Genomic DNA, 21655 nt, shown 5'->3' with positions numbered 1-21655 from the left:
AGTGCTCACCCCGCCCTTGGATCACAGGGGCGGGGTGAGCCGCAAGGCGGCAAAAATCACAGCCCGGCGCTATCCACCGGTGATCTCACCGCCATTCGGGTGCAGCACCTGCCCGGAAAGGTACGAGCTTTCGTCGCAAGCCAGGAACAGATGGCAGGTGGCCACTTCATTGGGTTGGCCGGGCCGCTTCATCGGCTGGTCCGAGCCGAATTCGGCAACCTTTTCGGCATCGAAGGTGGCCGGAATGAGCGGCGTCCAGATCGGGCCGGGCGCCACCGCATTCACGCGGATGCCCTTGTCGACCAGATTGCCGGCAAGCGCGCGGGTGAAGGACACGATTGCGCCCTTGGTAGCGGAATAGTCGAGCAGGGTGGGCGAGCCACGATAGGCGGTGACCGAGGTGGTGTTGACGATGGCGGCACCCTTGCCGAGATGGGGCATGGCGGCCTGGGTCAGGTAGAAATAACCGAAGAGGTTGGTCTCGAAAGTCTGCTGCAACTGCTCGGCGGAAATGTCGGTGATCTCGTCCTGCGGATGCTGCTCAGCAGCGTTGTTCACCAGCACGTCGAGTTTGCCGAATTCCTCGATCACCTTGTCGACGACAGCGTCGCAAAAGGCCTTGTCGCCCACATCGCCACGCAGCAGCAAAGCCTGCTTGCCTTCGGCCCGGACGGCGCCGGCGGTGATGCTGGCATCCTCGGATTCCTCGAGATAGACCAGCGCCACTTCGGCACCCTCGCGGGCGAAGAGTACGGCGCAGGCGCGGCCGATGCCGCTATCGCCGCCAGTGATGATGGCGACCTTGCCGGCCAGCCGGCCATTGCCGGGGAATTTCGGCATATAGTCGGGCTTGGGATGCATCTCGGTTTCCCGCCCCGGCTGATGATCCTGCTGCTGGGGCGGATTGATCCTGTTTGCTGCCGAACCGTCCATTTGGTGGCTCCTAGTGGTGCGCGTGGTGCTCGGCATTGCGCTTGCGGGTGGCGGCAGCCTTTTTCGCCGAGGCGGAGCGTTCGGCAGCAGAGCGGCTGGCAGATGCCTCGCCACCTTTCCTGCCGCCTTTGTGAGCGGCGGGATTGCCGGTCTCCTTGCCGCGGCCGGAGCCGGATTTATTGCCGCCGCCATCGTCCTTGTTGACCGTGGCCCAGGCGCGGCGTTCGGCTTCGTCGTGGGACACGCCGCGATCCTCGTAGCCTTGCTCGATATGCTCGGCCTTGCGTTTCTGCTTGTCGGTATAGGCGGATTTGTCACCCTGGGGCATGGCACGTCTCCTTTATACGGACGAGGCCGGTACGGGTGGGACAAGGGCTCGGCTGCCATTTCGTTGGCCGGACCGGGAAACCGGAAAAACCAGCCCGTTCCCCATACCACCATGTCCGGTTGACGCGGACCGGCCTCTTTGGGGCCAATCGCTTGGGGCGGGATTTGGTTCCTTCACAACGCGCGGTCGGGCGGCAAGATTGATCGCTATTTCAGCGGCTTGCTGAGGAAGGGCGAGCCGCGGCGCACGAAGCGCCATGGGGTTTCGACGCCCTTGGTGATGCCGATGCGCGGGCCGGTGGCGATATCGTGGCTCTGCTCGGCCGGCAGCAGGTCGAACGGGGCGGCATCGAGCGGCAAAGCATTGTGGGCGATGGTGACGCCCAGGGCCTGGCAGAGCTTGCCGGGGCCGGAACAGAGCTGGCGGTCGGGGAGACCCCCGCGGCGCTCCTGCATCCGGAGCAGGCCATGCTGGGGTTCGAGGGCACGGATCAGCACGGCGCTGCCGGGCTGGCAGACGAAGTTGAGGCACCAGTGAATGCCGTAAATCTTATAGACATAGGCATGCCCCGGCGGCCCGAACATCGCCGCGTTGCGCGGCGTGGGGCCGTTGAAGCTGTGCGAAGCCGGATCGGACTGGTCATAGGCCTCCACCTCGACCAGCGGGCCGCCGACGCCATCGACCAGCAGGGTCATGCCGATGAGATCGGGGGCGACTTCGGTGGCGGGGCGGGCGAAGAAGGCAGGTGGGATCATGAGTCGGACATCTACCATGCCACGCCCTCGTGGTTCGAGGCGCTGAAGAAGCGCACCTCACCATGAGGGCGTGTCTAGATATGATGGCACCGCACCATATGGGCCGACCCGACCGGCGTGGGGGCGGGCATGACCTCCTTGCAGATGGCGGTGATGCGGGGGCAGCGGGAGACGAAGGGGCAGCCTTTGCTCTGGGCGGTCCAGAGGGGGATATCCACCGCGCGGCGGGTGCGGGTGGTGGATATCTTGCGGGCGGGATTGGGCACGGCTTCGATCAGCAACTGCGTATAGGGGTGCTGGGGGCGCTCGGTGATTTCCTCGCTCGGCCCCTGCTCCACCAGATGGCCGGCATAGAGCACGGCCGTGTCTTCGGCGAAGTAGCGGGCGGTGGCGATGTCGTGGGTGATGTAGAGCGCAGCGAGCTGGCGCTGCACCTTCATGTCTTCGAGCAGATTGAGAATGCCCAGCCGCACCGAGACGTCGAGCATGGAGGTCGGCTCGTCGGCCAGCAGGACCACGGGCTGCACGGACAAAGCGCGGGCAATGGCGACGCGCTGGCGCTGGCCGCCGGAGAGTTCATGCGGGCGGCGCTTGAGGTAGTCAGCCGCGGGACGCAGGCCGACGCGATCGAGCAGGGCCAGCATTTCCTGTTGCACGGCCTTGCCTGACAGGTCGGGGCGGTGGAGTCGCAAAGGACGTTCGAGATGGTAGCCGATGGACTGGGTGGGGTTGAGCGAACCGAACGGGTCCTGGAACACCATCTGTACGTCGGAGCGATAGCGGTCGAGCCGCTTGCCGGTGAATTTGGTGACGTCCTCGCCCTCGAAGGTGATGGTGCCGCGGGTGGGTGTATAGACGCGGGCCAGCATGCGGGCACAGGTGGATTTGCCGGAACCCGATTCCCCCACCAGCGCCAGAGCGCGGCCGCTAACCAGCTTGAGCGAGACGCCGGACAGAGCCCGCAGCACGGTCTGGTTGAAGAAGGTGCCACCCAGGACAAAGTCCTTGTCGACGCTGTCCATCTCGACAACGGTGCGGCCGGTAGTGGCGGCGACGCCTGTGCTTTCTAGTTCAGCAAGTGACATGCCGCCTCGCTTTCATGCTCGGGGTAGAAGCGCAGTTCGGGCGCGGTTTGGGCGCAGAGTGCCATGGCGTGGGGGCAGCGCGGCGAGAAGCGGCAGCCTTGCGGCAGGGCCCGCAGGTCGGGCGGGGAGCCGGCAATGCCTTCGAGGCGCTGGCGCGGGCCTGACAGCGGCGGAAAGCTGCTGCCCAGGGCGCGGGTATAGGGATGCTGGGGATTGGTGAGGATGGAGCTGGCGGGGGCGACCTCCACCAGTTCGCCGGAATACATGACGCCGATGCGGTCGCAGAATTCGATCATCAGGCCCAGATCGTGGGTGATGAACAGGACCGAGAAGCCGAGACGGGACTTGAGCTCAACGATCTGCTCGATGATGTCGCGCTGCACTACCACGTCGAGCGCGGTGGTCGGCTCGTCCATGATGATGAGGCGCGGATTGAGCGCCAAAGCGATGGCGATGCAGATGCGCTGGCGCATGCCGCCGGAAAACTGGTGGGGGAAATCGTCCAGCCGCTGTGGCGGGATGCCGACCAGTTCGAACATTTCGACGGCGCGGGCGCGGGCGCCCTTTTCGCCCAGTTCGGGATTGTGGGTTTCGATAACGTCCATGATCTGCTCGGAAACCGGGATCACCGGATTGAGCGCATTCATGGCCGACTGGAAGACGAAGCTTACCTCGCGCCAGCGATAGGCCTTGAGGCGGGCCTTTTCGAAGCTCAGCACTTCCTCGCCCTGGAAGCGGACCGAACCGCCCGAGACCAGGCCCGGCAGGCGGGTCAAGCGGGCCAGGGCGAAGGCGACGGTGCTCTTGCCGCAGCCGCTTTCCCCTGCCAGGCCGAAGGCCTCGCCCTCGCGAATGTCGAAGTCGATGCCGTTGACGGCGCGGGCGATGGAGTTGTCGCCGACGTAATCCACCGTGAGGTTGCGGACCTCGAGCAGGACGCGATCAGAAGACATCGGCGCTTCTCCCGCGACGGCTGAGGAAGCGCCTGATGCGACCGATCTTGCGGCTGGCCTTGAGCTGGGGATTGGTAATTTCGTCCACGGCGAAATTGATCAGCACCAAGGCCGCACCGGTCAGCATGATGGCGATGCAGGGCGGCCAGATTTCCCACCAGGCGCCGCTTTGCAGGGCCAGGTTCTTCTGGCCCCAATAGAGCATGGTGCCCCAGGTGACGGCATTGGGATCGCCCAGGCCAATGAATTCGAGCGCGGCTTCCGCCAGGATGGCGGCGATGGTGCCCAGCACCAGGCCGCCCATGACGAAGCTGAGCATATTGGGGAAGATTTCGATCAGGATGATGCGCCACTTCTTTTCGCCCATCAGCTCGGCCGCCAGCACGAATTCGCGGGCGCGCAGGGCCAGGGTCTGGGTTCTGATGGTGCGCGCCGCCCAGCCCCATCCGGTCAGCGCCAATACGAGGCCGATGACCATGGGGCCGGCGGTTTCGACCATGGTGGCGATGACGATGATGAGTGGCAGTCCGGGCAGCACCAGCACCACATTGACGAAGAAAGTGATGACGTCGTCGGTGCGGCCGCCGAAATAGCCGGCGGAAATGCCCAGAGCCAGGCCGATCATGGCCGCCGCGAGGCCGGCACCCATGCCCACGGCAAGGCTGACGCGGCCGCCATAGACGAGCTGGGTGAAGACATCCTTGCCCATGCGGGTCGTGCCCATGACATGCTCGTAGCCGGGCTGGACATGGGGTTTGCCGGCGCGGCGATTGGGGTCGTAGCTGGTCAACAGCGGGGCGAACAGCGCCGTGAGGATCAGCGCCAGCAGGATGATGACGCCGACCATGCCCTTGCCATTGGTGACGAAGGCGGCGAGGCCGGAAGGCAGGCGGCTGGTCCAGCCGGGGCGCGACTTGAGGCCGAGTTCGGCCATCAGTTCGGCCTGGCTGGGCGGATGGAAGCCATAGGCGGCGCTTTCGGCGCGCAGAGGTTGCGACAAAGCCGGCGTTTGGGTGAGTTCACTCATCTGTCGGACCTCTCTCAGGTTCGCAGGCGTGGATCAAGGATGACATTGGCGATGTCGGACAGGAGGTTCGCCACCAGCACCGAGGCGGTGAGCAGCAGCAACTGGCCCTGGATGAAGGAGTAGTCGCGGCTGCCGATGGCGGTGAAGGTGAACTTGCCCAAGCCCGGATAGTTGAACACCTGCTCGGTCACCAGCGCGCCGCCCAGCAGAAAGCCGATGGACAGGGCCAAAGCGGTGATCTGCGGCAGGATGGCGTTGCGCGCGACATAGCGATAGCGCACGCGGCGGTCGGACAGCCCCTTGGCCTTGGCGAGGATGACGAAATCCTCATTGAGCAGGTTGATCATCACATTGCGCATGCCCAGGTGCCAGCCGCCGAAACTGACCAGGAAGATGGAGAGGACCGGCAGGGTGGCGTGGTAGAGCACGTTGCCGATGAATTCGAAGGACAAAGCCGGCGAGATCGAGGTGCTGTGCGCCCGGCCCAGCGGGAACCACTGCAATTGCAGGGAGAAGGCATAGAAGAGCAGCAGGGCGACGATGGCCGGGGTGAAGGCATTCAGCATCACATTGATGGGCGTGAAGAAGCTGTCGAAGAAGCCGCCGCGATGCCAGGCGGCGTGAATGCCCATGAAGCTGCCGATGATGAAGGCGAAGAAGATGGCCAGGCCGACCAGGACCAGCGTCCAGGTGGCGCCGTAGAAGAGCAGCGAGGCGGTGGGCTCGGGGAATTGCACGGTCGAGATGCCGAAATCGAGCCGCAGGATCGAGCCGACATAGGTGATGTATTGCTCCCAGAGGGAACCGGTGAGGCCATAGGATTTGCGGATGGCTTCCACCTGGGATTCGTTCAGCCGCCCCTGGAAGGAGGCGATGATGCGCGCCGACGGATCGCCGGGCATCAGCCGCGGAATGAAGAAATTGAAGGTGACCGCCAGGAAGAAGGCACCGATGTAAAAGGCGATGCGCCGCGCCAGGAAGATCATGTCGGCTCCTTTCCGTCGCCCTTCGCAGGGAGAAGAAATGACCGGCGGGCCCAGAGTGGCAGGTCCGCCGGCCTTCTCGGGAGGTTACTCGATGGGCTGCAGCGAGAGAGCGTGCAGCACGCGCTCGCGGGTGCCGTCATGCACCTGCGGGCGGAAACGCGGATCCGCCTCGGTCACCCAGCCGGTGAAGCGGCGGGTGGAATATTCATACCAGATCGGGTTGGCGAAGAGCGAGATGACCGGCACATTCTCGGCCACGAGCTGGTGCACCTTGGCCATATCGGCGAGCTGCGCGCCGCGATCCGAGGTGCTCTTGAAGGCGGTCAATGCGTCTTCGATTTCCGGGATCTGCATCTGGTGCATGGCCTGGAAGTCGATCCGGCCGGGCACCATCTGGCGCGGGTTGAACATGGGCTGATACTGGCTGAACGGGGTGGCGCCGCCATTGGTCCACATGACGTAGACGTCGAAATTGCCCTGCGGCACGGCATCGAACCAGGCGCCCTCGTCCATGGTCTTGAGGCTGGCATTGATGCCGACATCCTGCAGGTTCTCGGCCACGGTCTGGCCGGTATTGACCCAGTCGGTCCAGCCCGACGGCATGGCGATGCCGAACTGGATGGGGGTGCCATCGAGATTGTCGCGCCAGCCGTCGCCGTCGGCATCGACAAAGCCGGCGGCATCGAGCAGTTCCTCGGCCTTTTCGGGTGTGTATTGCATGAGCCAGGTATAGGGCTCGAGCGCGGCTTCGTCGTACCAGGTGTTGAACATTTCACCGGTGCCGATGGGGAAGCGGGTATGGGTGGTGAGGCCGAAGGTGGAAATGTCGACCAGGGTATCGCGGTCGATGGCCACCGACATGGCCTTGCGGAATTCGAGATTGTCGAATGGCGCCTTGGTGGTGTTGAGCTGCAGGTTCACGTCGGAGCCGGCGGGCAGCCAGTAATTGTTGAATTCGGACTGCGGCAGGAAGGTGATATCCGGATCGGTGAGGCCATCGCCAAGCCAGTCGAGATCGCCGGCCGAAAGGGCGGCCACGGTCTGCTCGTTGCCGTTCATCTGCGGGAAGCTCAGGCAGTCGATCTTGTTGTCGGCATTGTAATGGCTCAGCTCGTTGCGGCAGATTTCGTAGCCGCTGCGCGAGAAATTGCGCACTTCGGTCCAGGGGCCGGTGGCGACGGGGGTGGTATTGGCGAAATTCTTGGGATCGTCCACCGTGCTCCAGATATGCTCGGGCAGCGGGTAGATCTGGCCCAGGCCGTAGCGAGCCAGGGAATCGGGCTCGTGCAGGTTGAAGCGGACGGTCAGGTCGTCGATCTTTTCGGCGCTTTCGACGTTACCGGTGCCGGCTTCGGCGCTGTAGACGTCGATGCCCATCGGATAGTCGGGGTGCGCCTTGGCGTATTCGAAGGTGAACACGACATCATCGGCGGTGAAGGGCTCGCCGTCGCTCCATTTGGTATCGGGGCGCAGATGCCAGGTGACGCTCTTGAGGTCCTCGGCAATGTCGTAGGACAAGGCGAGGCCCGGCACGTCAGCGTCCGGGTTCCAGACATTCTCGATCCAGAGAGGCTCATAGGTGAAGTCGCGGGTGCGCTGCTGCGGGCCGGTGGGATTGTTGGGGTTGAAATTCTCCACCATGGCATCGGTGTGATAGGGCAAAAGGCGCAAAATCACCTCTTCCTGCCCGACGGCCGGCACGATGGCGCTGGTGGTCAGCAAGACGCCGGCCAGCACGGTCAATAGTCCGATCTTATGCAAGGTCTTTCCTCCTGTGGCGGGCCACTCACACTCCCATGTGAGATCGATCCCATAATTTCCCTGTTGCGGCCTCGGCAGCGCCGGTGGCCTGGCTGTTCGTCCCACTGTTACGGCTGGTGCTCCTTCACCGGCCGGCGAGACCGCCGTCCCTCCTCCCTCGCCTCCTTTCGCTAATGCCTGGCGGGGCCGACGCTGTCGCGCACGACGAGCGAGGTCCCGATGATGTTCTGCAGCGCCGCCGAGCCCGGCTCGCCCAGCAGTTGCAGCAGCAGATTTGCCGCGGTCTCGCCGATCTCGTCGACCGGCTGCCTGATGGTGGTGAGCGGTGGCCAGAGGTGGCGCGCGTGAAATGTATCGTCGAAGCCGATGACCGAAACATCCGATGGCACCGACTTGCCGGCGTGGCGCAAGGCCAGCAGCACGCCGGCCGCCATATCGTCGTCGCCGGCGAAGATGGCGGTGAAATCGTGTTGTTCGTCGAGCAGAGCCATGGTGGCGGAATAGCCGAATTCCTGGCTGAACTCGCCGTTAACGACGCGGATATCGGCCATGGACATGCCGTGGTCGGCCAGCGCAGCGGCGATGCCTTCGAGGCGAGCGACGGTATCGCCGAAATCGGCCTGGCCGGAGAGGTGGACAATTCTGCGATGGCCCTGTTCGAGCAGGAAATTGACGGCATCGCGGGCGCCGCCGAAATTGTCGAGCTGCACCGAACCGCGGGCGACCTCGCTGCCCATGCGGCCGATCATGACGACCGGGATGCGGGCGGCGCGGATGATCTCGACCACGTCGGGCCGGAGCGGGCGCTCGAGATAGAGCAGGATGCCATCGCAGGAGCGGTCGACCAGTTCGATGATGGCGCGGGCTTCCTCATCCTGGTCGGCATAGCCGGAGGAGACCATCAGCGCCTTACCGGCCTTGCGGGTGGCGCGCTGCAGGCCATAGACCATATTGGCGAAATAGGGCGTGCCCACATCGACCACCACGGCGCCGATCATGTTGGAGCGGTTGGAGCGCAGAGCCTGGGCCAGGGTGTTGGGACGGTAGCCGAGTTCGGCAATGGCCTTCTGGATAGCGCGGCGTTTTTCCTCCGAGACATAGCCGTTGTCGGCTACGACCCGGGATACGGTGGAGCGGGATACGCCCGCCCGTTTCGACACATCATCGATGGTCGCCATGCCGTCCCGCTCTCCTCCGCCGGTCTCTTGTGGGACCGATCCCACATGGTGAAATCGTTTGCGGGACAGAGTCAAGAAGACCACTTGCAGCCAGTGCGAATTTGATCTGGCTGTGCGAAACCACCGCCGGATGCGGGTTTGGGCGGCGCTAAGTGGCTAGAGCAGAAGCGGTTTTAGGCTAAGACGAAAGTATGAGACTGGTCGCGATAGGTATTAGAAACGGGGCGAAGTGGTTATAAAGTGGTATTAGTTTTGGGGATAAGTTTTCAATCCACCCTGCCCCGCGCATCCACGGCGACCGTCTCGACCACCCTATCATTGGAGATCAGTGTCACCCGATCGAACAGGTTGGAGACCACGCAGGCGTGGTTGGGGATGATGCGGAGCTTGTCGCCGATCCTGGGCTTGCTGGTGCAGGCGGAGAGATCGATGGTGCCGTGCTCTTCGCTCAACCCGGTGATAACGGCATCGGGATAGGCCTCGATGAGGCCGAAGCAGGTCATGCCGAGCGTATCGCTGGTCAGCGCCTTGGAGCCGGCATCGATGATGGCGCGATCCTCGGTGGGGCGGCTGACCACGGTGGCGAGCACCGTAAGGGCGCAATCGTCGAATGTGCCGACGCCTTTGGCGACCTGGTAGCGGTCCATATAGATATAGGTGCCCGGGCGATGCTCGGTGGCGGCGGCAACCTCGTGGGCGCGCCAGATGTCGGGGGTGCCGCCATTGGAGACAATGGCTGGCGGCAGGCCGGCCTCGGTCAGGGCGTGCTTGGCGGCGGCGAGCCAGGCGGCATTGGCTTCCACCTGTCCGGCGGCGGGATAGGTCATCAAACCACCTAAGGCCAGGCCGGGTGAATTGGCGATCTTTTCGGCGAGTGCGAGGGCGGCGGCGGGACTCTGCACGCCGCAGCGGCCCATGCCGGTATCGCATTCGACCAGCACTGTCAGCGGGGTGGCCGAACCGGCAAAAGTGCGCGAGAGGCCTTCGATGGTTTCGGCGCTGTCAGCAGTGACGGCGATGCGGATACGGCCATGCAGGGCCTTGAGGCGGGCCAGCTTGGCGGGGCCGATAATGTTGTAGGGCAGGAAGATATCGGTGATGCCGGCATCGGCGAAGACTTCCGCCTCGCCCAGTTTCTGCACGGTGATGCCGACCGCGCCCAGCGCGATGGCGCGTTTGGCGAAACGGGGCAGTTTGTGGGTCTTGATATGGGGGCGGAGCTTCAGGCCATGGCTATCTGCATAGACCTGCACGCGCTTGAGATTGGCCTCGACGCGGTCGAGATCGATAAGCACGGCGGGGGTATCGAGTTCGTTGATATCGGTCATTTGCCCCTCAATACTTCATCGACGAAACGCAGATTGCCTGATGTAAGCCCGGCATCGACCGGCAGCACCGTGCCCGTTATGCCCGAGGCCGCGTCTGAGCAGTAGAATACTGCGGCATTGGCGACCTCCGATGGCAATACCATACGCCCCAGCGGGTAGTGGGGGAGAACATTGTCGAGCAGGGTCGGATCGGCTTCCAGCCGATGGTCCCAGGCCGGGGTGCGCACCGAGCCGGGGCAGATGACATTGGCGCGGATGCCCTCGGCACCGCGCTCGACGGCGATGGCTTTGGCATAGGCGATCAGGCCCGCCTTTGCAGCGGAATAGGCCGGGTTGCCGAAATGGGAGAGGGCATTGACCGAGGAGATGAAGACCAGACTCCCCCTGCCCCGCGCGGCCATGGCCGAGACAACAGGGTCGGTCATGGCATAGGCGCCGTTGAGGTTGATCGACAGTTCGGCGGCCCAGACATCGTCATCGACCTGGCCGAAATGCTCGGCACGGGTGAAGCCGGCATTGGAGACCACGGCATCGGGGACGCCGTGGGTGTCGAGGTGGGCCGTAATGGCCGCGCGGGTGGCTTTGGGGTCGGCCTGATCGAAGAGGACGGTGCCGACGAGATCGAGTCCGTCCAGCATGGCGGCTTCGCGGTCGGCGCCGATGACGCTGGCGCCGGCCTCGCGGAAAGCCTTGACCAGCGACTGGCCGATGCCGCCGCCGGCGCCGGATATGAGGACGGTCTTGCCATCGAGGCGGAAGGGAGAATGGTCTGTCATTTCGTAATCCTCTGGCTCCCACCCCCACCCTCACTCCCTCCCCACAAGGGGGAGGGAAGCCTGATCGAGTCCCGCTGAACCATCAGTCGTCTCCCTCCCCTCGATGGGGAGGGATCAAGGGTGGGTGTGGCCGCTTGCGCGACGCTATGATCAAGGCCCCTTATAGGCCACGCAGTCGATCTCGACCTTGCAATCGACCATCATGTGGCTCTGGACGCAGGCGCGGGCGGGCGGATGCTCGCCGAAATAGCTTTTGTAGACGGCGTTGAAGCTCCAGAAATCTCTCGGGTCATCGAGCCAGACGCCGCAGCGCACGACATGTTCGAGACCGTAGCCGGCCTCTTCGAGGATGGCGATGATGTTCTGGATGGTGAGGTGGGTCTGCTCGACAATGCCGCCATGGACGATCTCGCCGTCCTTCATGGCGACCTGGCCGGATACATAGAGAAAACCACCGGCTTCCACGGCTCGGGCGAAGGGCAGGTTCTGGCCACCGGCGCCCGACTTTTCGGCACCATAACGTTTGATCGGCATAGGGACCCTCCTCGGTGGTTTCTGAAAGCCAATTTCGTAATTCTGGATCATAGCGAGGGTAAACGGCGATTTCCTCTGCAATTTCCGGTCACAAATGTAAATTTCTTACGTGATTGCCGCGCACCGCCTGTGCTAGCCTGATCCATGGGCGCCCTTCCCTGCCCCTGCCCGATGCTGACAATGCGAGTTCGCCTTGCGCCTGTTCACTGCCGCCCTGGCCACCGAAACCAATACATTCTCGCCGATAGCGATCGACAAGCGGGCCTTCGAGGCCTCGCTCTATGCCGGGCCGGGGGGCGCATCCGGCGACCCCGACCCTGTGCACCGCACCGATCACCGTGGGTCGCGAAGTCTGTGCGCGGGAGGGCTGGGAGCTGATCGAGGGCAGCGCCAGTTGGGCCGATCCGGCGGGGCTGGTGGCGCGGGCGACCTATGAGGAACTGCGCGACGAAATTCTCGAGCAGTTACAGGCGGCTATGCCTTTGGATGGCGTGGTGCTGGGGCTGCATGGGGCCATGGTGGCGCAGGGCTATGACGACCCGGAGGGGGACCTGCTGAGCCGGGTGCGGGAGATTGTCGGGCCGGATGTGCTGGTCTGCGCCGAGCTCGATCCGCACAGTCATCTGACGGAGAAGCGCGTGGCAGCGGCCAATTTCTTCGTTGTTTTCAAGGAGTTTCCGCATATCGACTTTGTCGACCGGGCGCGGGACCTGTGGGCTATCGCGGTGCGGGCGCTGAAGGGCGAGGTCAGTCCTGTGATGAGCGTGTTCGACTGCCGGATGATCGACGTGTTCCCGACCAGCAAGCAGCCGATGCGCGGCTTCGTGGATAAGCTGTATAGAATGGAAAAGTCAGAACCTGATGTGCTGAGCCTGTCGGTCATCCATGGCTTCATGGCCGGGGACGTGCCGGAAATGGGCACGAAAGTCATTGCCGTGACCGACGGGGATAAGTCGAAGGGCGACGGGCTGGCGGAAGAGCTGGGGCGGGAATTGTTCTCCATGCGCGGCACTTTCATGGTGCGCCAGGTGGACGAGAAGGTCGCGGTGGATGCGGCCGTAGCGGCGCCCAAGGGGCCGGTGGTCATCGCCGATGTGTGGGACAATCCCGGGGGCGGCACGGCGGGCGATGCGACGGTCATTCTGGCAGAGCTGATCGGGCGGGGGATAAGTGACGTGGCGGTGGGCACGATCTGGGACCCGATCGCGGTGCAGATCTGTTTCGCGGCGGGGGAAGGCGCGGAAATTCCGCTGCGTTTCGGGGCCAAATCGGCGCCCGATACAGGCAATCCGATCGACAAGCTGGTGACGGTCAAACGCCTGGTACACAATGCGGAAATGCGGTTTGGGGAGAGCTTTGCGCCCTTCGGGGATGCGGCGTGGATCAGCTTTGACGGGATCGACGTGATCCTCAATTCGACGCGGGCGCAGAGCTTCGATCCGAGCCTGTTTTCGGTGATGGGGATAGAGCCGACAGAGCGGAAAATCCTGCTGATCAAATCGACCAACCACTTCTATGACAGCTTCAGCAGGATCGCCGCGGAGATCGTTTATTGCGCGGCGGGGAAGCCCTATCCCAATACGCCGGCGACGACGCCGTATCGGAAAGCACGGCGGGATATCTGGCCGATGGTGGACGACCCCTGGGCTTAATTTGCGGTAGCAGATGGGTCGAATTGGGTAACGCATTGTCAGCATCGACGCGCTGAACGCGTGAATGCGGGCGGCCATGTATACAACGCTTTTGCGCGGTGACGGGGCGGTGCTATAGGATGGGCCGGAACAGGGAACGCCCATGAAGAGCAGTGAAGTCGCCACCCATGGCCGCCGCGCCGTCATCGAATTGCGCGAAAAGATCATTAATGGCGAATTGCCGGGTGGCATGCGGCTGTTCGAGGTGTCGCTGGCCGAGGCGCTGCAGATTTCACGCACGCCGGTGCGCGAGGCGCTGTCGCGGCTGGCCGAGGAAGGTTTGCTGGACCGGCTGCCCAATGGTGGCTTCGTGGTGCGCCGCTTCGGCTTTGCCGATGTGGTCGACGCCATCGAATTGCGCGGGGTGATGGAGGGGACGGCGGCGCGGCTGGCGGCGGAACGCGGCGTGGCGCCCGAAGCGCTGGCGCGGATCGAAGCTATCGTGACCCAGCTCGATGGCTGTTTCGGGCCGCATGAGGACGATGTGGATTTCGACGCCTATGCCGACCTCAATGCGGCGTTTCACTTCGAGCTGGCTGGGCTATCGGGCAGCGAGATCGTGCGGCGCGAGGTGGAGCGGGCGACGGCCTTGCCCTTCGCCTCGCCCTCGGCCTTCCTGCCCAACAAGATGGACATCGCTGCCTTCCGCCGTTCGCTGCGCACAGCGCAGGAGCAGCATCACGCCATGCTCAATGCCATTGCCGCGCGCGAAGGCACGCGGGCCGAATTCATCGCCCGCGAACATGCCCGCACGGCGCGGGGGAACCTCGAATATATCTTCAGCCAGGACCCTGAATTGCTGCGGAAGATTCCGGGACTGGCGCTGATCCGGCATTAGGGGTCGCCTCATTCTCAAACCCGGCCAACCCCTCCACTTGTGGGAGAGGGTGGAAATCCGCGTCCAGCGGATTTCCGCGTCATCCCATGCCTTAATGTCGGGGGTTAGCTCGGCACCCCCTCATCCGCCCTTCGGGCACCTTCTCCCACGAGGGGAGAAGGGGAAAGAGCCCAGACATCTGAAGGGAGCACCCCGCGACATGGGCACCGGCGACAGCCGCTGAGAATCCCCCAGCTTCCGTCCGCCATGGCCTGAAACGCTCTTGCAATCCCGTCTGCCTTCAGCGCATTATGTATACATCAATAGCAGTAAATGCGGGAGGAACGACCATGGTGGCATCCAGTCTTGGCGACATTTTAAGAGAAAATCCGGATATTGTGGGCCGGCTGCGCAATTCGCAGATCGGGATGTATGTATACCCGGTGGTGACGCCCGAATTCAGCAACTGGCGCACCGAGCAGGCCGCCTGGCGCCATTCGGCCGTGTTGTTCGACCAGTCGCACCATATGGACGAGTTGACCGTGGAAGGGCCGGATGCGGAGAAATTCCTGTCGCATCACGGCATCAATTCCTTCGCCAATTTCGACCTCAACCGCGCCAAGCATTTCGTGCCGGTGACGCCCAATGGCCACATTATCGGCGACCACATCATCTTCCGCGAGCGCGAGGACAAGTTCGTGCTGGTGGGCCGGGCGCCGACATCAAACTGGCTGATGTTCTGCGCCGCCAATGGCAAGTGGAACATCCGCGTCAAGCACGACCCGCGCTCCACCTCGCGACCCGAGGGCGAGCGCGTGCTGCGCACGCATTACCGCTACCAGATCCAGGGGCCGGAAGCGCCGAAGATCTTCGAGAAGATGCATGGCGGGCCAGTGCCCGACATCAAGTTCTTCCACACCGATTTCATCAATGTGGGCTCGAAGAAGGTGCGGGCTTTGCGCCACGGCATGTCGGGCGCGCCGGGGCTGGAAATCTGGGGTCCCTATGAGGACAAGAGCTACATCCTCAACTGCATCCTCGAAGCGGCGCGCGCTGCCAATGTCGACCTGGTGCGCTGCGGTAGCCGGGCCTATTCCACCAACACGCTGGAATCGGGCTGGATCCCCTCCCCGCTCCCCGGCATCTATACCGGCGACGGCATGCTGGCGGAATATCGTGATTGGCTCGCGACCGACGCCTATGAATCCATCGGCGCCATCGGCGGCAGCTTCGTCTCCGACAATATCGAGGACTATTACGTCCACCCGTTCGAATTGGGCTACGACTTCTATATCGGCTGGAAGAAGGACGACTTCGTCGGCAAGGCGGCGCTGGAAAAGATGAAGACCGGCAAGAACCGCAAGAAGGTGACCTTCGAGTGGAATGCCGAGGATGTGGTCGACGTCATCGCCTCGGCCTTCCGGCCCGGGGAAGATCACTACAAGTGGATCGACTTCCCGCAGCCCAACTATGCCTCGACCAGCGCCGACATGGTGCTGCGCGACGGCAAAATGGTCGGTATGTCGATGTTCAACGGCTATTCCTACAATGAGCGCTGCATGCTTTCGCTCGGCGTGGTGGACGCCGATGTGCAGGTGGGCGACGTGCTGACGCTGGTCTGGGGCGAGCCCGATGGCGGCACGAAGAAGACGTCCACGGAACGGCACAAGCAGGCGGAAATCCGCGTGCGGGTGTCGCCGACGCCTTATGCGGCCGAAGCGCGCGAGAACTATGCGGATAGCTGGCGCAGCAAGAAGCGCTAGTTTTACCAGCAGGTGGTCCGGTTCGTGTGACTCACCCCCACCCTCATTCCCTCCCCACAAGGGGAGGGAAGCCCGCTCCATGACTGGGGTGATATCCGGGACGACCCTTGAAGGCCGGCCCATCGCCTCCCTCCCCTTGATGGGGAGGGATTGAGGCTGGGGTGGAGTCATACGCACGGGGCTCCGAGGAGCCTACTCCGCGTCAGGCGCCTTGATCCTTGCCACGCGCTTTTCCAGGAAGGCGCGCAGTCTTTCCTCAGCCTCCGGGCTGGTGGCGGTGAAGGAGGCGATGAAGGATTCGACGAAGAGGCCGTCTTCCTTGGCCATGTCCTGGATGCGGGGCAGCGCATTGATGATGGCGTAGTTGGAAATTTCGGCATTGGTGGCCATGACTTCGGCCAGAGCATGCGCCTTGTCGCGTGCCTCGCCGGTCTCGACCACATATTGCACGAGGTTCCAGCGCTCGGCTTCGTCGGGGGAAATGACGCGGCCGGTCAGCATCATGTCGCTCATGCGGGCCACGCCGAGCAGGCGGGCGATGCGGACCGAGCCGCCACCGCCGACAAAAATGCCGCGCTGGCCCTCGGGCAAAGCGAAGAAGGAAGAGCGGTCGGAGACGCGAATATGGGTGGCGGCGGCCAGTTCCATGCCGCCGCCGATGACGCCGCCATGCAAAGCCGAGACCCAGGGAATGGTGCCATGCTGCATGCCCGCGGTGACGGCGTGCCAGCGGCGCGAGCCGCGGACGCCTTCGAAGGGAGTCTTTTCGACGTGTTCGGCAAGGTCGAGGCCGGCGCAGAAATGGTCGCCATGGCCGAAGAGGACCGCAGCCTTGGCCTCGTTCTCGGCGCGGGCAATGGCCTCGGCGAGCATATCGACGAAACGGTCGTTCATGGCATTGCGCTTTTCGGGGCGGTTGAGCCCGATATGGGCCACCGCGCCCTTGAGCTCATAGGTCACGAATGCGCTCGTCTCCGCAGCCATGGCAGCGTCCCCCCGGAAAACCATGCTTGATCGTTTACAGGTAGATAGTTTCCTTGTAAACAAATTTGGAAAGACTGACCGGGAGGGGAAGGTCATGGCCGAAAAGGCTGCGCGCAAGGTCAGGGTGTGGTCGCCAAAGCTCGCCTGGGAGGAACGGGCGAATGGCGAATTCATCATCTGGCGCGAGGACCCACTCGGGCCTTATCCGCGGCGGCTCAATGAGCGGCTGATCCACTGGGCGCAGGTGGCGCCCGATCGCGTGTGGATGGCGGACCGGGCGGGCGATGGCCCGTGGCGCGAAGTGCGCTATGGCGAGGCGCTGGACCTGGTGCGGCGCATCGGCACTTTCCTGCTCGCTGCGGGGCTTTCGGCGGAGAGGCCGCTGGTGATCCTGTCGGAAAATTCCATCGAACATGCGTTGATGGCGCTGGGCGCGCAGCATGTCGGCGTGCCTTCGGCCGCCATCGCGCCGGCCTATGCCAGCGCCGCGTCGGGTTTTGCCAAGCTGCGCGAGATTGCCGGGCAGATCGTGCCGGGCATGGTGTTTGCCGATGACGGGACGGCTTTCGCCCCGGCGGTCGATGCGGTGTTCGGCAGGGATATGCCGCTGGCCGCGCAACGCAACCTGCCTGATGGCCGCGGCAATACACACACGTTCGAGTCCATTGTCGCCACCCAGCCCACCGAGGCGGTGGATGCGGCTTTTGCCGCGACCGGGCCGGATACGGTGGCCAAATTCCTCTTCACTTCGGGCACGACGGGGGCGCCCAAGGCGGTGATCCAGACGCAGCGCATGCTGTGTTCCAACCAGGAGATGATCGCCGATTGCTATGCCTTCATGCGCGACGAGCCGCCTGTCGTGGTGGACTGGGCGCCGTGGAACCATACGGCGAGCGGCAACAAGGTGTTCAACCTCACGATCTATAATGGCGGCAGCTATTATATCGATCGCGGCAAGCCCAGCCCGGCACTGATCGGCCAGACCATCGCCAATCTGCGCGAGATTGCGCCGACCTGGTATTTCAACGTGCCGGCGGGCTTCGAGATGCTGATCGGCGCCATGCGCGAGGACGAGCAGTTGCGGCGCAGCTTCTTTTCGCGGCTCAACATGCTGATGTATGCCGGGGCGGGACTGGCGCAGCATAGCTGGGGCGCGCTGGTGGAACTGTCCGAACAGACGCTGGGCGAGCGCGTGCCCATGACCACGGGGCTGGGCTCGACCGAAACCGGCCCCTTTGCCCTCTATTGCACCGAGCCACAAGATGGGCCGGGCAATATCGGCATTCCGGCCCAGGGCGTCACCGTCAAGCTGGTGCCGGTAGGCGACAAATACGAGCTGCGGCTTAGGGGGCCCAATGTCACGCCGGGTTACTGGAACAATCCCAGGCTGACGGCGGAGGCGTTCGATGCGGAGGGGTTTTACCGGATCGGGGATGCGGTGAAATTCGCGACGCCGGGCGATCCTCGCGGGGGCTTTTATTTCGATGGCCGCACGGCGGAGAATTTCAAGCTCAATACCGGGACCTGGGTGGCGGTGGGCGTATTGCGGGCGCAGGTGGTCAACCAGTTCGGCGGGCTGATCCGCGATGCGGTCATTACCGGGGAGAACCGGGCCGAGCTGGGGGCGCTGGTGGTGCCCTTCATGCCGGCTCTGCGCGAGCTGGTGGGGGAGCCGGAGCTTGATGATGCCGACGTGCTGGAGCATCCGCGCGTGCGGGCAGCTTTGGCCGAGCGGCTGGCGGCGCATCAGCACGCGGCCAATGGGTCGGCGACGCGGATCCGACGGATATTGGTGATGCGCGAGCCGTTGCGCTTCGAGAAGGGCGAGGTGACGGACAAGGGGTCGATCAACCAGCGCGCGGTGCTGGCGCAGCGGGGCGAGCTGGTCGAGGCGCTTTATGCCGGCGGGCCGGACATCATCCAGGCAGACGGGGAGATTGCGGCATGAGGATCGAAGGCGCGAGCGCCGTGGTGACGGGGGGTGGATCGGGGCTCGGGGCGGCCACGGCGCGGCTGCTGGCACGGCATGGCGCGGTGGTGCATGTGTTCGACCGCAACCGGGAGGCGGCCGAGGCCGTGGCCGGCGAGATCGGCGGGGTGGCGCTGTTGGGCGATGTGACCAGCGAGGGCGATGTGGTGGCGGCGCTCGATGTGGCCAATGCGGCGGGAGATGGCTTGCGCATTCTGGTCAATTGCGCGGGCATCGGGGTGGCCGGGCGAATTCTCGGCAAAGCCGGGACGATGCCGCTGGCGGATTTCGAGACGGTGATCCGCGTCAACCTGGTGGGCACGTTCAATATGCTCAGGCTGGCAGCCGAGCGCATGGCGGGGCTGGGCGAGCGCGAGGATGGAGCGCGCGGCGTTATCGTCAATACCGCCTCGGTCGCGGCCTTCGAGGGGCAGATCGGACAGGCGGCCTATGCCGCGTCCAAGGGGGATCGTGTCGATGGCGCTGCCGGCGGCGCGGGAATTCGCCCGCTTCGGTATTCGCGTCAATACGGTGGCGCCGGGCATTTTCATGACGCCTTTGCTGGAAAACCTGCCGCAGGAAGCGCAGGAGAGCCTGGCGGCGGCTATCCCCTACCCTGCCCGGCTCGGCGACCCTGCCGAATTCGCCGATGTGGTGCGCTTCATCATCGAGAACCAGTATATCAATGGCGAGGTCATCAGGCTCGACGGCGCCATTCGCATGCAGCCGAAATGAGCTTTTCCGACCAGGCCCAGCGCACACTGTCCGCCTTGGCGCTGACGCCGGGCTGGCGGCGGATTCAGGCGCTGCGGCCCGATTGTGACGATGTGATCGTCGCTACCATGCTCGAGGCGGCGGCGGGATTTGCAGAGAGCGTGCTGGCGCCGCTCAATCCGGTGGGCGACCGGGTGGGCGCGCAGGTGGTCGACGGGCGGGTGAAGCTGCCGCCGGGCTTTGCCGAGGGATTCCGGCAATATGCCGAAGCGGGCTGGCTGGGGATCGATGCGCCGGCGGAATTCGGCGGGCAGGATATTCCGCTGACCTTGCAGGCGGCGTGCGGGCCGCTATTCGACCGCGGCTGCATGGCGCTGATGATGGCGGCGGGGGCGGTGCGCGGAGCCATTCATCTGCTGGCGGAGACGGCCGATGCGGCCACCGCCGCGGAATGGGGGCCGAAGCTGGTCGCGGGCGAATGGGTGGCGACGATCTGCATTTCCGAGCCGGAAGCGGGATCGGATATCGGGCGCATCCGGACGCGGGCGGAGTGGCGCGATGGGGCGTGGCTGATCAGCGGGCAGAAAATCTGGATTTCCTTTGGCGACCACGACATGGCCGGACGGATCGGCCATTGCCTGCTGGCACGCAGCAATGAGCAGCCGGGAACGCGGGGGCTCAGCCTGTTCCTGGTACCCGACCATGTGGATGGCGTGCCCAATGGGGTGGTGGTCGAGCGGATCGAGGAGAAGCTGGGGCTGCATGGCTCGCCGACCTGCGCCATGCGCTTTTGCGAAGCAAGGGGCATGTTGCTGGGGGCGGAAGGCCGGGGGCTGTCGCAGCTTTTTGCCATGATCGAGCCGATGCGGCTGCACACCGGCTGCCAGGGGCTGGGTCTTGCCTCGGCTGCTGCGGATATTGCCGAAGATTATGCGGGCCAGCGCCGGCAGGGCGGGCGGCCGGATATGGCACCGCCAAGCATTGCCAGCCATCCGGATGTGATCAGGCAATTGCACGATATCCGGTCTGCCACGGAAATCCTGCGCGCCGCCGTACTGGAGCTGGCGACGGTGATGGACCTGGCGCGGCTGGAGGGCGATGCGGGGCTGGGGGATCTGGCGGCCTGGATGTTGCCGCTGATCAAGACCTTCGGGGCCGAAACCGGGTTCGATACGGCCCATGCCGCCATGCAGGTGCTGGGCGGGGCCGGCTACACGCGGGATTACCCGCTGGAGCAATATCTGCGCGATGCGCGCGTCATGGCGATCTATGAGGGCACGACCGGCATGCAGGGGTTGGATTTTCTCACTCGCCGGCTGTGGCGCGATGAAGGGCGGGGATTGGCGGTGTTCCTGCGGCGGGCGCGGGCGGAGGTCGCGGCCGGGGCGGCGGCGCGAGGGGATGAGGCCCGAGCTGTGGGCGCCCTGCTCGATGGGTTCGAGGCGTTGAGCGAGCGGATGATGGCGATGCAGGCCGATGCCGAGGCGGGTCTCTATCGGGCCGACAGTTATATGCGCGCCGGTTGGGCGGCCGTATCGGGCGTGATGGCTTTTCGCATCGGGGCAGCGGAAGCGTTGCAGATGCAGGCGGCACGCTATGCGCTGCATGCCGCCCGCTGCGCGTGAGTGTCGGCTTTCCGGGGGGATCACTTCGGAGTTCCGTGGCTCCCGTCACCCCACCCTCAATCCCTCCCCATCAAGGGGAGGGAGGCGCCAGCTCGGAGGCCAGTGTTCATCGTCTCCCTCCCCCTTGTGGGGAGGGATCAAGGGTGGGGGTAAGCCACAAACACCGGATGCCCGCAGAAGATCGACATAAGCAGCGCGGTTTTCCGGGCATGGTATCGATTTCCCACTTGACGGCGGATTGTTTATTTCAGAATAATTTGAAAATGAACAATGTCGAGCCGTATGAAAGCCGGGGTTGGGGGACACCGGAGCGCGACGCCGACAAGGGGCAGATTTTTCGAACAGCCTAATCCGCGACCACCCTTGGGGTTGCCGCCGGATCGCGATGAGCGCGGCGACGGGTCGGCTGGTCTTTGCCGATATGGGTGTCGTAACTGTCGAAGCCCCG

General features: G+C 64.2%; 17 protein-coding genes and 2 pseudogenes. 6 read left to right on the top strand and 13 right to left on the bottom strand.

Annotated features, from left to right (window positions below; genetic code table 11):
- Positions 1–69: 69 nt before the first annotated feature.
- From NVV79_RS02500 to NVV79_RS02445, 12 genes are all read right to left on the bottom strand, one after another.
- Positions 70–933 carry an SDR family oxidoreductase gene (locus NVV79_RS02500; protein WP_303985938.1) on the bottom strand — a complete coding sequence of 288 codons (864 nt, stop codon included), beginning with the start codon at positions 931–933 and terminating at the stop codon, positions 70–72.
- Between the two features lie 10 nt (positions 934–943).
- A complete protein-coding gene (locus NVV79_RS02495) occupies positions 944–1261 on the bottom strand; it encodes a plasmid stabilization protein (protein ID WP_303985936.1) in 318 nt (105 codons plus the stop codon).
- A gap of 206 nt (positions 1262–1467) precedes the next feature.
- Positions 1468–2016: a DNA-3-methyladenine glycosylase gene (locus NVV79_RS02490; RefSeq protein WP_303985934.1), complete on the bottom strand. Its 549-nt coding sequence runs from the start codon at positions 2014–2016 to the stop codon at positions 1468–1470.
- Between the two features lie 74 nt (positions 2017–2090).
- The gene (locus NVV79_RS02485; RefSeq protein WP_303985930.1) at positions 2091–3101 is read right to left on the bottom strand and encodes an ABC transporter ATP-binding protein; all 1011 of its coding nucleotides are present in this window, start codon (positions 3099–3101) and stop codon (positions 2091–2093) included.
- Entirely contained in the window at positions 3083–4054 is a 972-nt protein-coding gene (locus NVV79_RS02480; protein WP_303985929.1) for an ABC transporter ATP-binding protein, read from the bottom strand. Before NVV79_RS02480 ends, NVV79_RS02485 begins: the two co-directional genes overlap by 19 nt.
- A complete protein-coding gene (locus tag NVV79_RS02475) occupies positions 4044–4988 on the bottom strand; it encodes an ABC transporter permease (RefSeq protein WP_303986388.1) in 945 nt (314 codons plus the stop codon). Before NVV79_RS02475 ends, NVV79_RS02480 begins: the two co-directional genes overlap by 11 nt.
- A 107-nt stretch (positions 4989–5095) precedes the next feature.
- Positions 5096–6067: an ABC transporter permease gene (locus NVV79_RS02470; protein WP_303985926.1), complete on the bottom strand. Its 972-nt coding sequence runs from the start codon at positions 6065–6067 to the stop codon at positions 5096–5098.
- Between the two features lie 84 nt (positions 6068–6151).
- Positions 6152–7828 (bottom strand): ABC transporter substrate-binding protein, encoded by a 1677-nt coding sequence (locus NVV79_RS02465; protein ID WP_303985924.1) that lies wholly within the window; start codon positions 7826–7828, stop codon positions 6152–6154.
- A gap of 170 nt (positions 7829–7998) precedes the next feature.
- A complete protein-coding gene (locus tag NVV79_RS02460) occupies positions 7999–9006 on the bottom strand; it encodes a LacI family DNA-binding transcriptional regulator (protein ID WP_303985921.1) in 1008 nt (335 codons plus the stop codon).
- A 266-nt stretch (positions 9007–9272) separates the two neighbouring features.
- Complete coding sequence (locus NVV79_RS02455) at positions 9273–10334, bottom strand: D-TA family PLP-dependent enzyme (RefSeq protein WP_303985919.1); 1062 nt, start codon at positions 10332–10334, stop codon at positions 9273–9275.
- The gene (locus NVV79_RS02450) at positions 10331–11110 is read right to left on the bottom strand and encodes an SDR family oxidoreductase (RefSeq protein ID WP_303985917.1); all 780 of its coding nucleotides are present in this window, start codon (positions 11108–11110) and stop codon (positions 10331–10333) included. Before NVV79_RS02450 ends, NVV79_RS02455 begins: the two co-directional genes overlap by 4 nt.
- Before the next feature lie 150 nt (positions 11111–11260).
- Entirely contained in the window at positions 11261–11644 is a 384-nt protein-coding gene (locus NVV79_RS02445) for a RidA family protein (RefSeq protein WP_303985915.1), read from the bottom strand.
- Positions 11645–11837: 193 nt separating this feature from the next.
- Between NVV79_RS02445 and NVV79_RS02440 the strand changes: the two are divergent.
- The 3 genes and pseudogenes from NVV79_RS02440 to NVV79_RS02430 all read left to right on the top strand — a co-directional run bounded on the left by NVV79_RS02440 (position 11838) and on the right by NVV79_RS02430 (position 15915).
- Positions 11838–13296 (top strand): annotated as a pseudogene (locus NVV79_RS02440) (M81 family metallopeptidase).
- 142 nt (positions 13297–13438) lie between these two features.
- Positions 13439–14173, top strand: a complete 735-nt coding sequence (locus tag NVV79_RS02435; RefSeq protein WP_303985913.1) for a GntR family transcriptional regulator — start codon at positions 13439–13441, stop codon at positions 14171–14173.
- Between the two features lie 329 nt (positions 14174–14502).
- Positions 14503–15915 carry an aminomethyltransferase family protein gene (locus NVV79_RS02430; RefSeq protein ID WP_303985911.1) on the top strand — a complete coding sequence of 471 codons (1413 nt, stop codon included), beginning with the start codon at positions 14503–14505 and terminating at the stop codon, positions 15913–15915.
- Positions 15916–16107: 192 nt separating this feature from the next.
- Here NVV79_RS02430 and NVV79_RS02425 read toward each other — a convergent pair whose 3' ends face one another.
- Positions 16108–16899 carry a crotonase/enoyl-CoA hydratase family protein gene (locus tag NVV79_RS02425; RefSeq protein ID WP_303985910.1) on the bottom strand — a complete coding sequence of 264 codons (792 nt, stop codon included), beginning with the start codon at positions 16897–16899 and terminating at the stop codon, positions 16108–16110.
- Between the two features lie 94 nt (positions 16900–16993).
- On the opposite strand from NVV79_RS02425, the gene NVV79_RS02420 reads away from it, so the two are divergent.
- The 3 genes and pseudogenes from NVV79_RS02420 to NVV79_RS02410 all read left to right on the top strand — a co-directional run bounded on the left by NVV79_RS02420 (position 16994) and on the right by NVV79_RS02410 (position 21207).
- A complete protein-coding gene (locus tag NVV79_RS02420; RefSeq protein WP_303985908.1) occupies positions 16994–18847 on the top strand; it encodes a feruloyl-CoA synthase in 1854 nt (617 codons plus the stop codon).
- Positions 18844–19603, top strand: a pseudogene (locus NVV79_RS02415) (SDR family NAD(P)-dependent oxidoreductase). The gene NVV79_RS02420 and the pseudogene NVV79_RS02415 overlap by 4 nt, the downstream one beginning before the upstream one ends.
- Positions 19600–21207, top strand: coding sequence for an acyl-CoA dehydrogenase family protein (locus NVV79_RS02410; RefSeq protein ID WP_369684694.1), 1608 nt, complete (start codon positions 19600–19602; stop codon positions 21205–21207). The pseudogene NVV79_RS02415 and the gene NVV79_RS02410 overlap by 4 nt, the downstream one beginning before the upstream one ends.
- Positions 21208–21655 lie beyond the last annotated feature (448 nt).

This window comes from Devosia ginsengisoli (genome assembly GCF_024707105.1).
Classification (GTDB): domain Bacteria; phylum Pseudomonadota; class Alphaproteobacteria; order Rhizobiales; family Devosiaceae; genus Devosia; species Devosia ginsengisoli_A.
The sequence above is the reverse complement of the archived record's forward strand: the minus strand, read 5'-3'. Positions and strand labels throughout refer to the sequence as shown.

Bases quoted from the DNA above. Each gene is read 5' to 3' on its own strand.
- NVV79_RS02475 (WP_303986388.1), bottom strand. From the start codon at position 4,988: ATGGCCGAACTCGGCCTCAAGTCGCGCCCCGGCTGGACCAGCCGCCTG.
- NVV79_RS02490 (WP_303985934.1), bottom strand. From the start codon at position 2,016: ATGATCCCACCTGCCTTCTTCGCCCGCCCCGCCACCGAAGTCGCCCCC.
- NVV79_RS02430 (WP_303985911.1), top strand. From the start codon at position 14,503: ATGGTGGCATCCAGTCTTGGCGACATTTTAAGAGAAAATCCGGATATT.
- NVV79_RS02420 (WP_303985908.1), top strand. From the start codon at position 16,994: ATGGCCGAAAAGGCTGCGCGCAAGGTCAGGGTGTGGTCGCCAAAGCTC.
- NVV79_RS02470 (WP_303985926.1), bottom strand. From the start codon at position 6,067: ATGATCTTCCTGGCGCGGCGCATCGCCTTTTACATCGGTGCCTTCTTC.
- NVV79_RS02425 (WP_303985910.1), bottom strand. From the start codon at position 16,899: ATGGCTGCGGAGACGAGCGCATTCGTGACCTATGAGCTCAAGGGCGCG.
- NVV79_RS02445 (WP_303985915.1), bottom strand. From the start codon at position 11,644: ATGCCGATCAAACGTTATGGTGCCGAAAAGTCGGGCGCCGGTGGCCAG.
- NVV79_RS02450 (WP_303985917.1), bottom strand. From the start codon at position 11,110: ATGACAGACCATTCTCCCTTCCGCCTCGATGGCAAGACCGTCCTCATA.
- NVV79_RS02460 (WP_303985921.1), bottom strand. From the start codon at position 9,006: ATGGCGACCATCGATGATGTGTCGAAACGGGCGGGCGTATCCCGCTCC.
- NVV79_RS02495 (WP_303985936.1), bottom strand. From the start codon at position 1,261: ATGCCCCAGGGTGACAAATCCGCCTATACCGACAAGCAGAAACGCAAG.
- NVV79_RS02410 (WP_369684694.1), top strand. From the start codon at position 19,600: ATGAGCTTTTCCGACCAGGCCCAGCGCACACTGTCCGCCTTGGCGCTG.
- NVV79_RS02480 (WP_303985929.1), bottom strand. From the start codon at position 4,054: ATGTCTTCTGATCGCGTCCTGCTCGAGGTCCGCAACCTCACGGTGGAT.
- NVV79_RS02500 (WP_303985938.1), bottom strand. From the start codon at position 933: ATGGACGGTTCGGCAGCAAACAGGATCAATCCGCCCCAGCAGCAGGAT.
- NVV79_RS02435 (WP_303985913.1), top strand. From the start codon at position 13,439: ATGAAGAGCAGTGAAGTCGCCACCCATGGCCGCCGCGCCGTCATCGAA.
- NVV79_RS02455 (WP_303985919.1), bottom strand. From the start codon at position 10,334: ATGACCGATATCAACGAACTCGATACCCCCGCCGTGCTTATCGATCTC.
- NVV79_RS02485 (WP_303985930.1), bottom strand. From the start codon at position 3,101: ATGTCACTTGCTGAACTAGAAAGCACAGGCGTCGCCGCCACTACCGGC.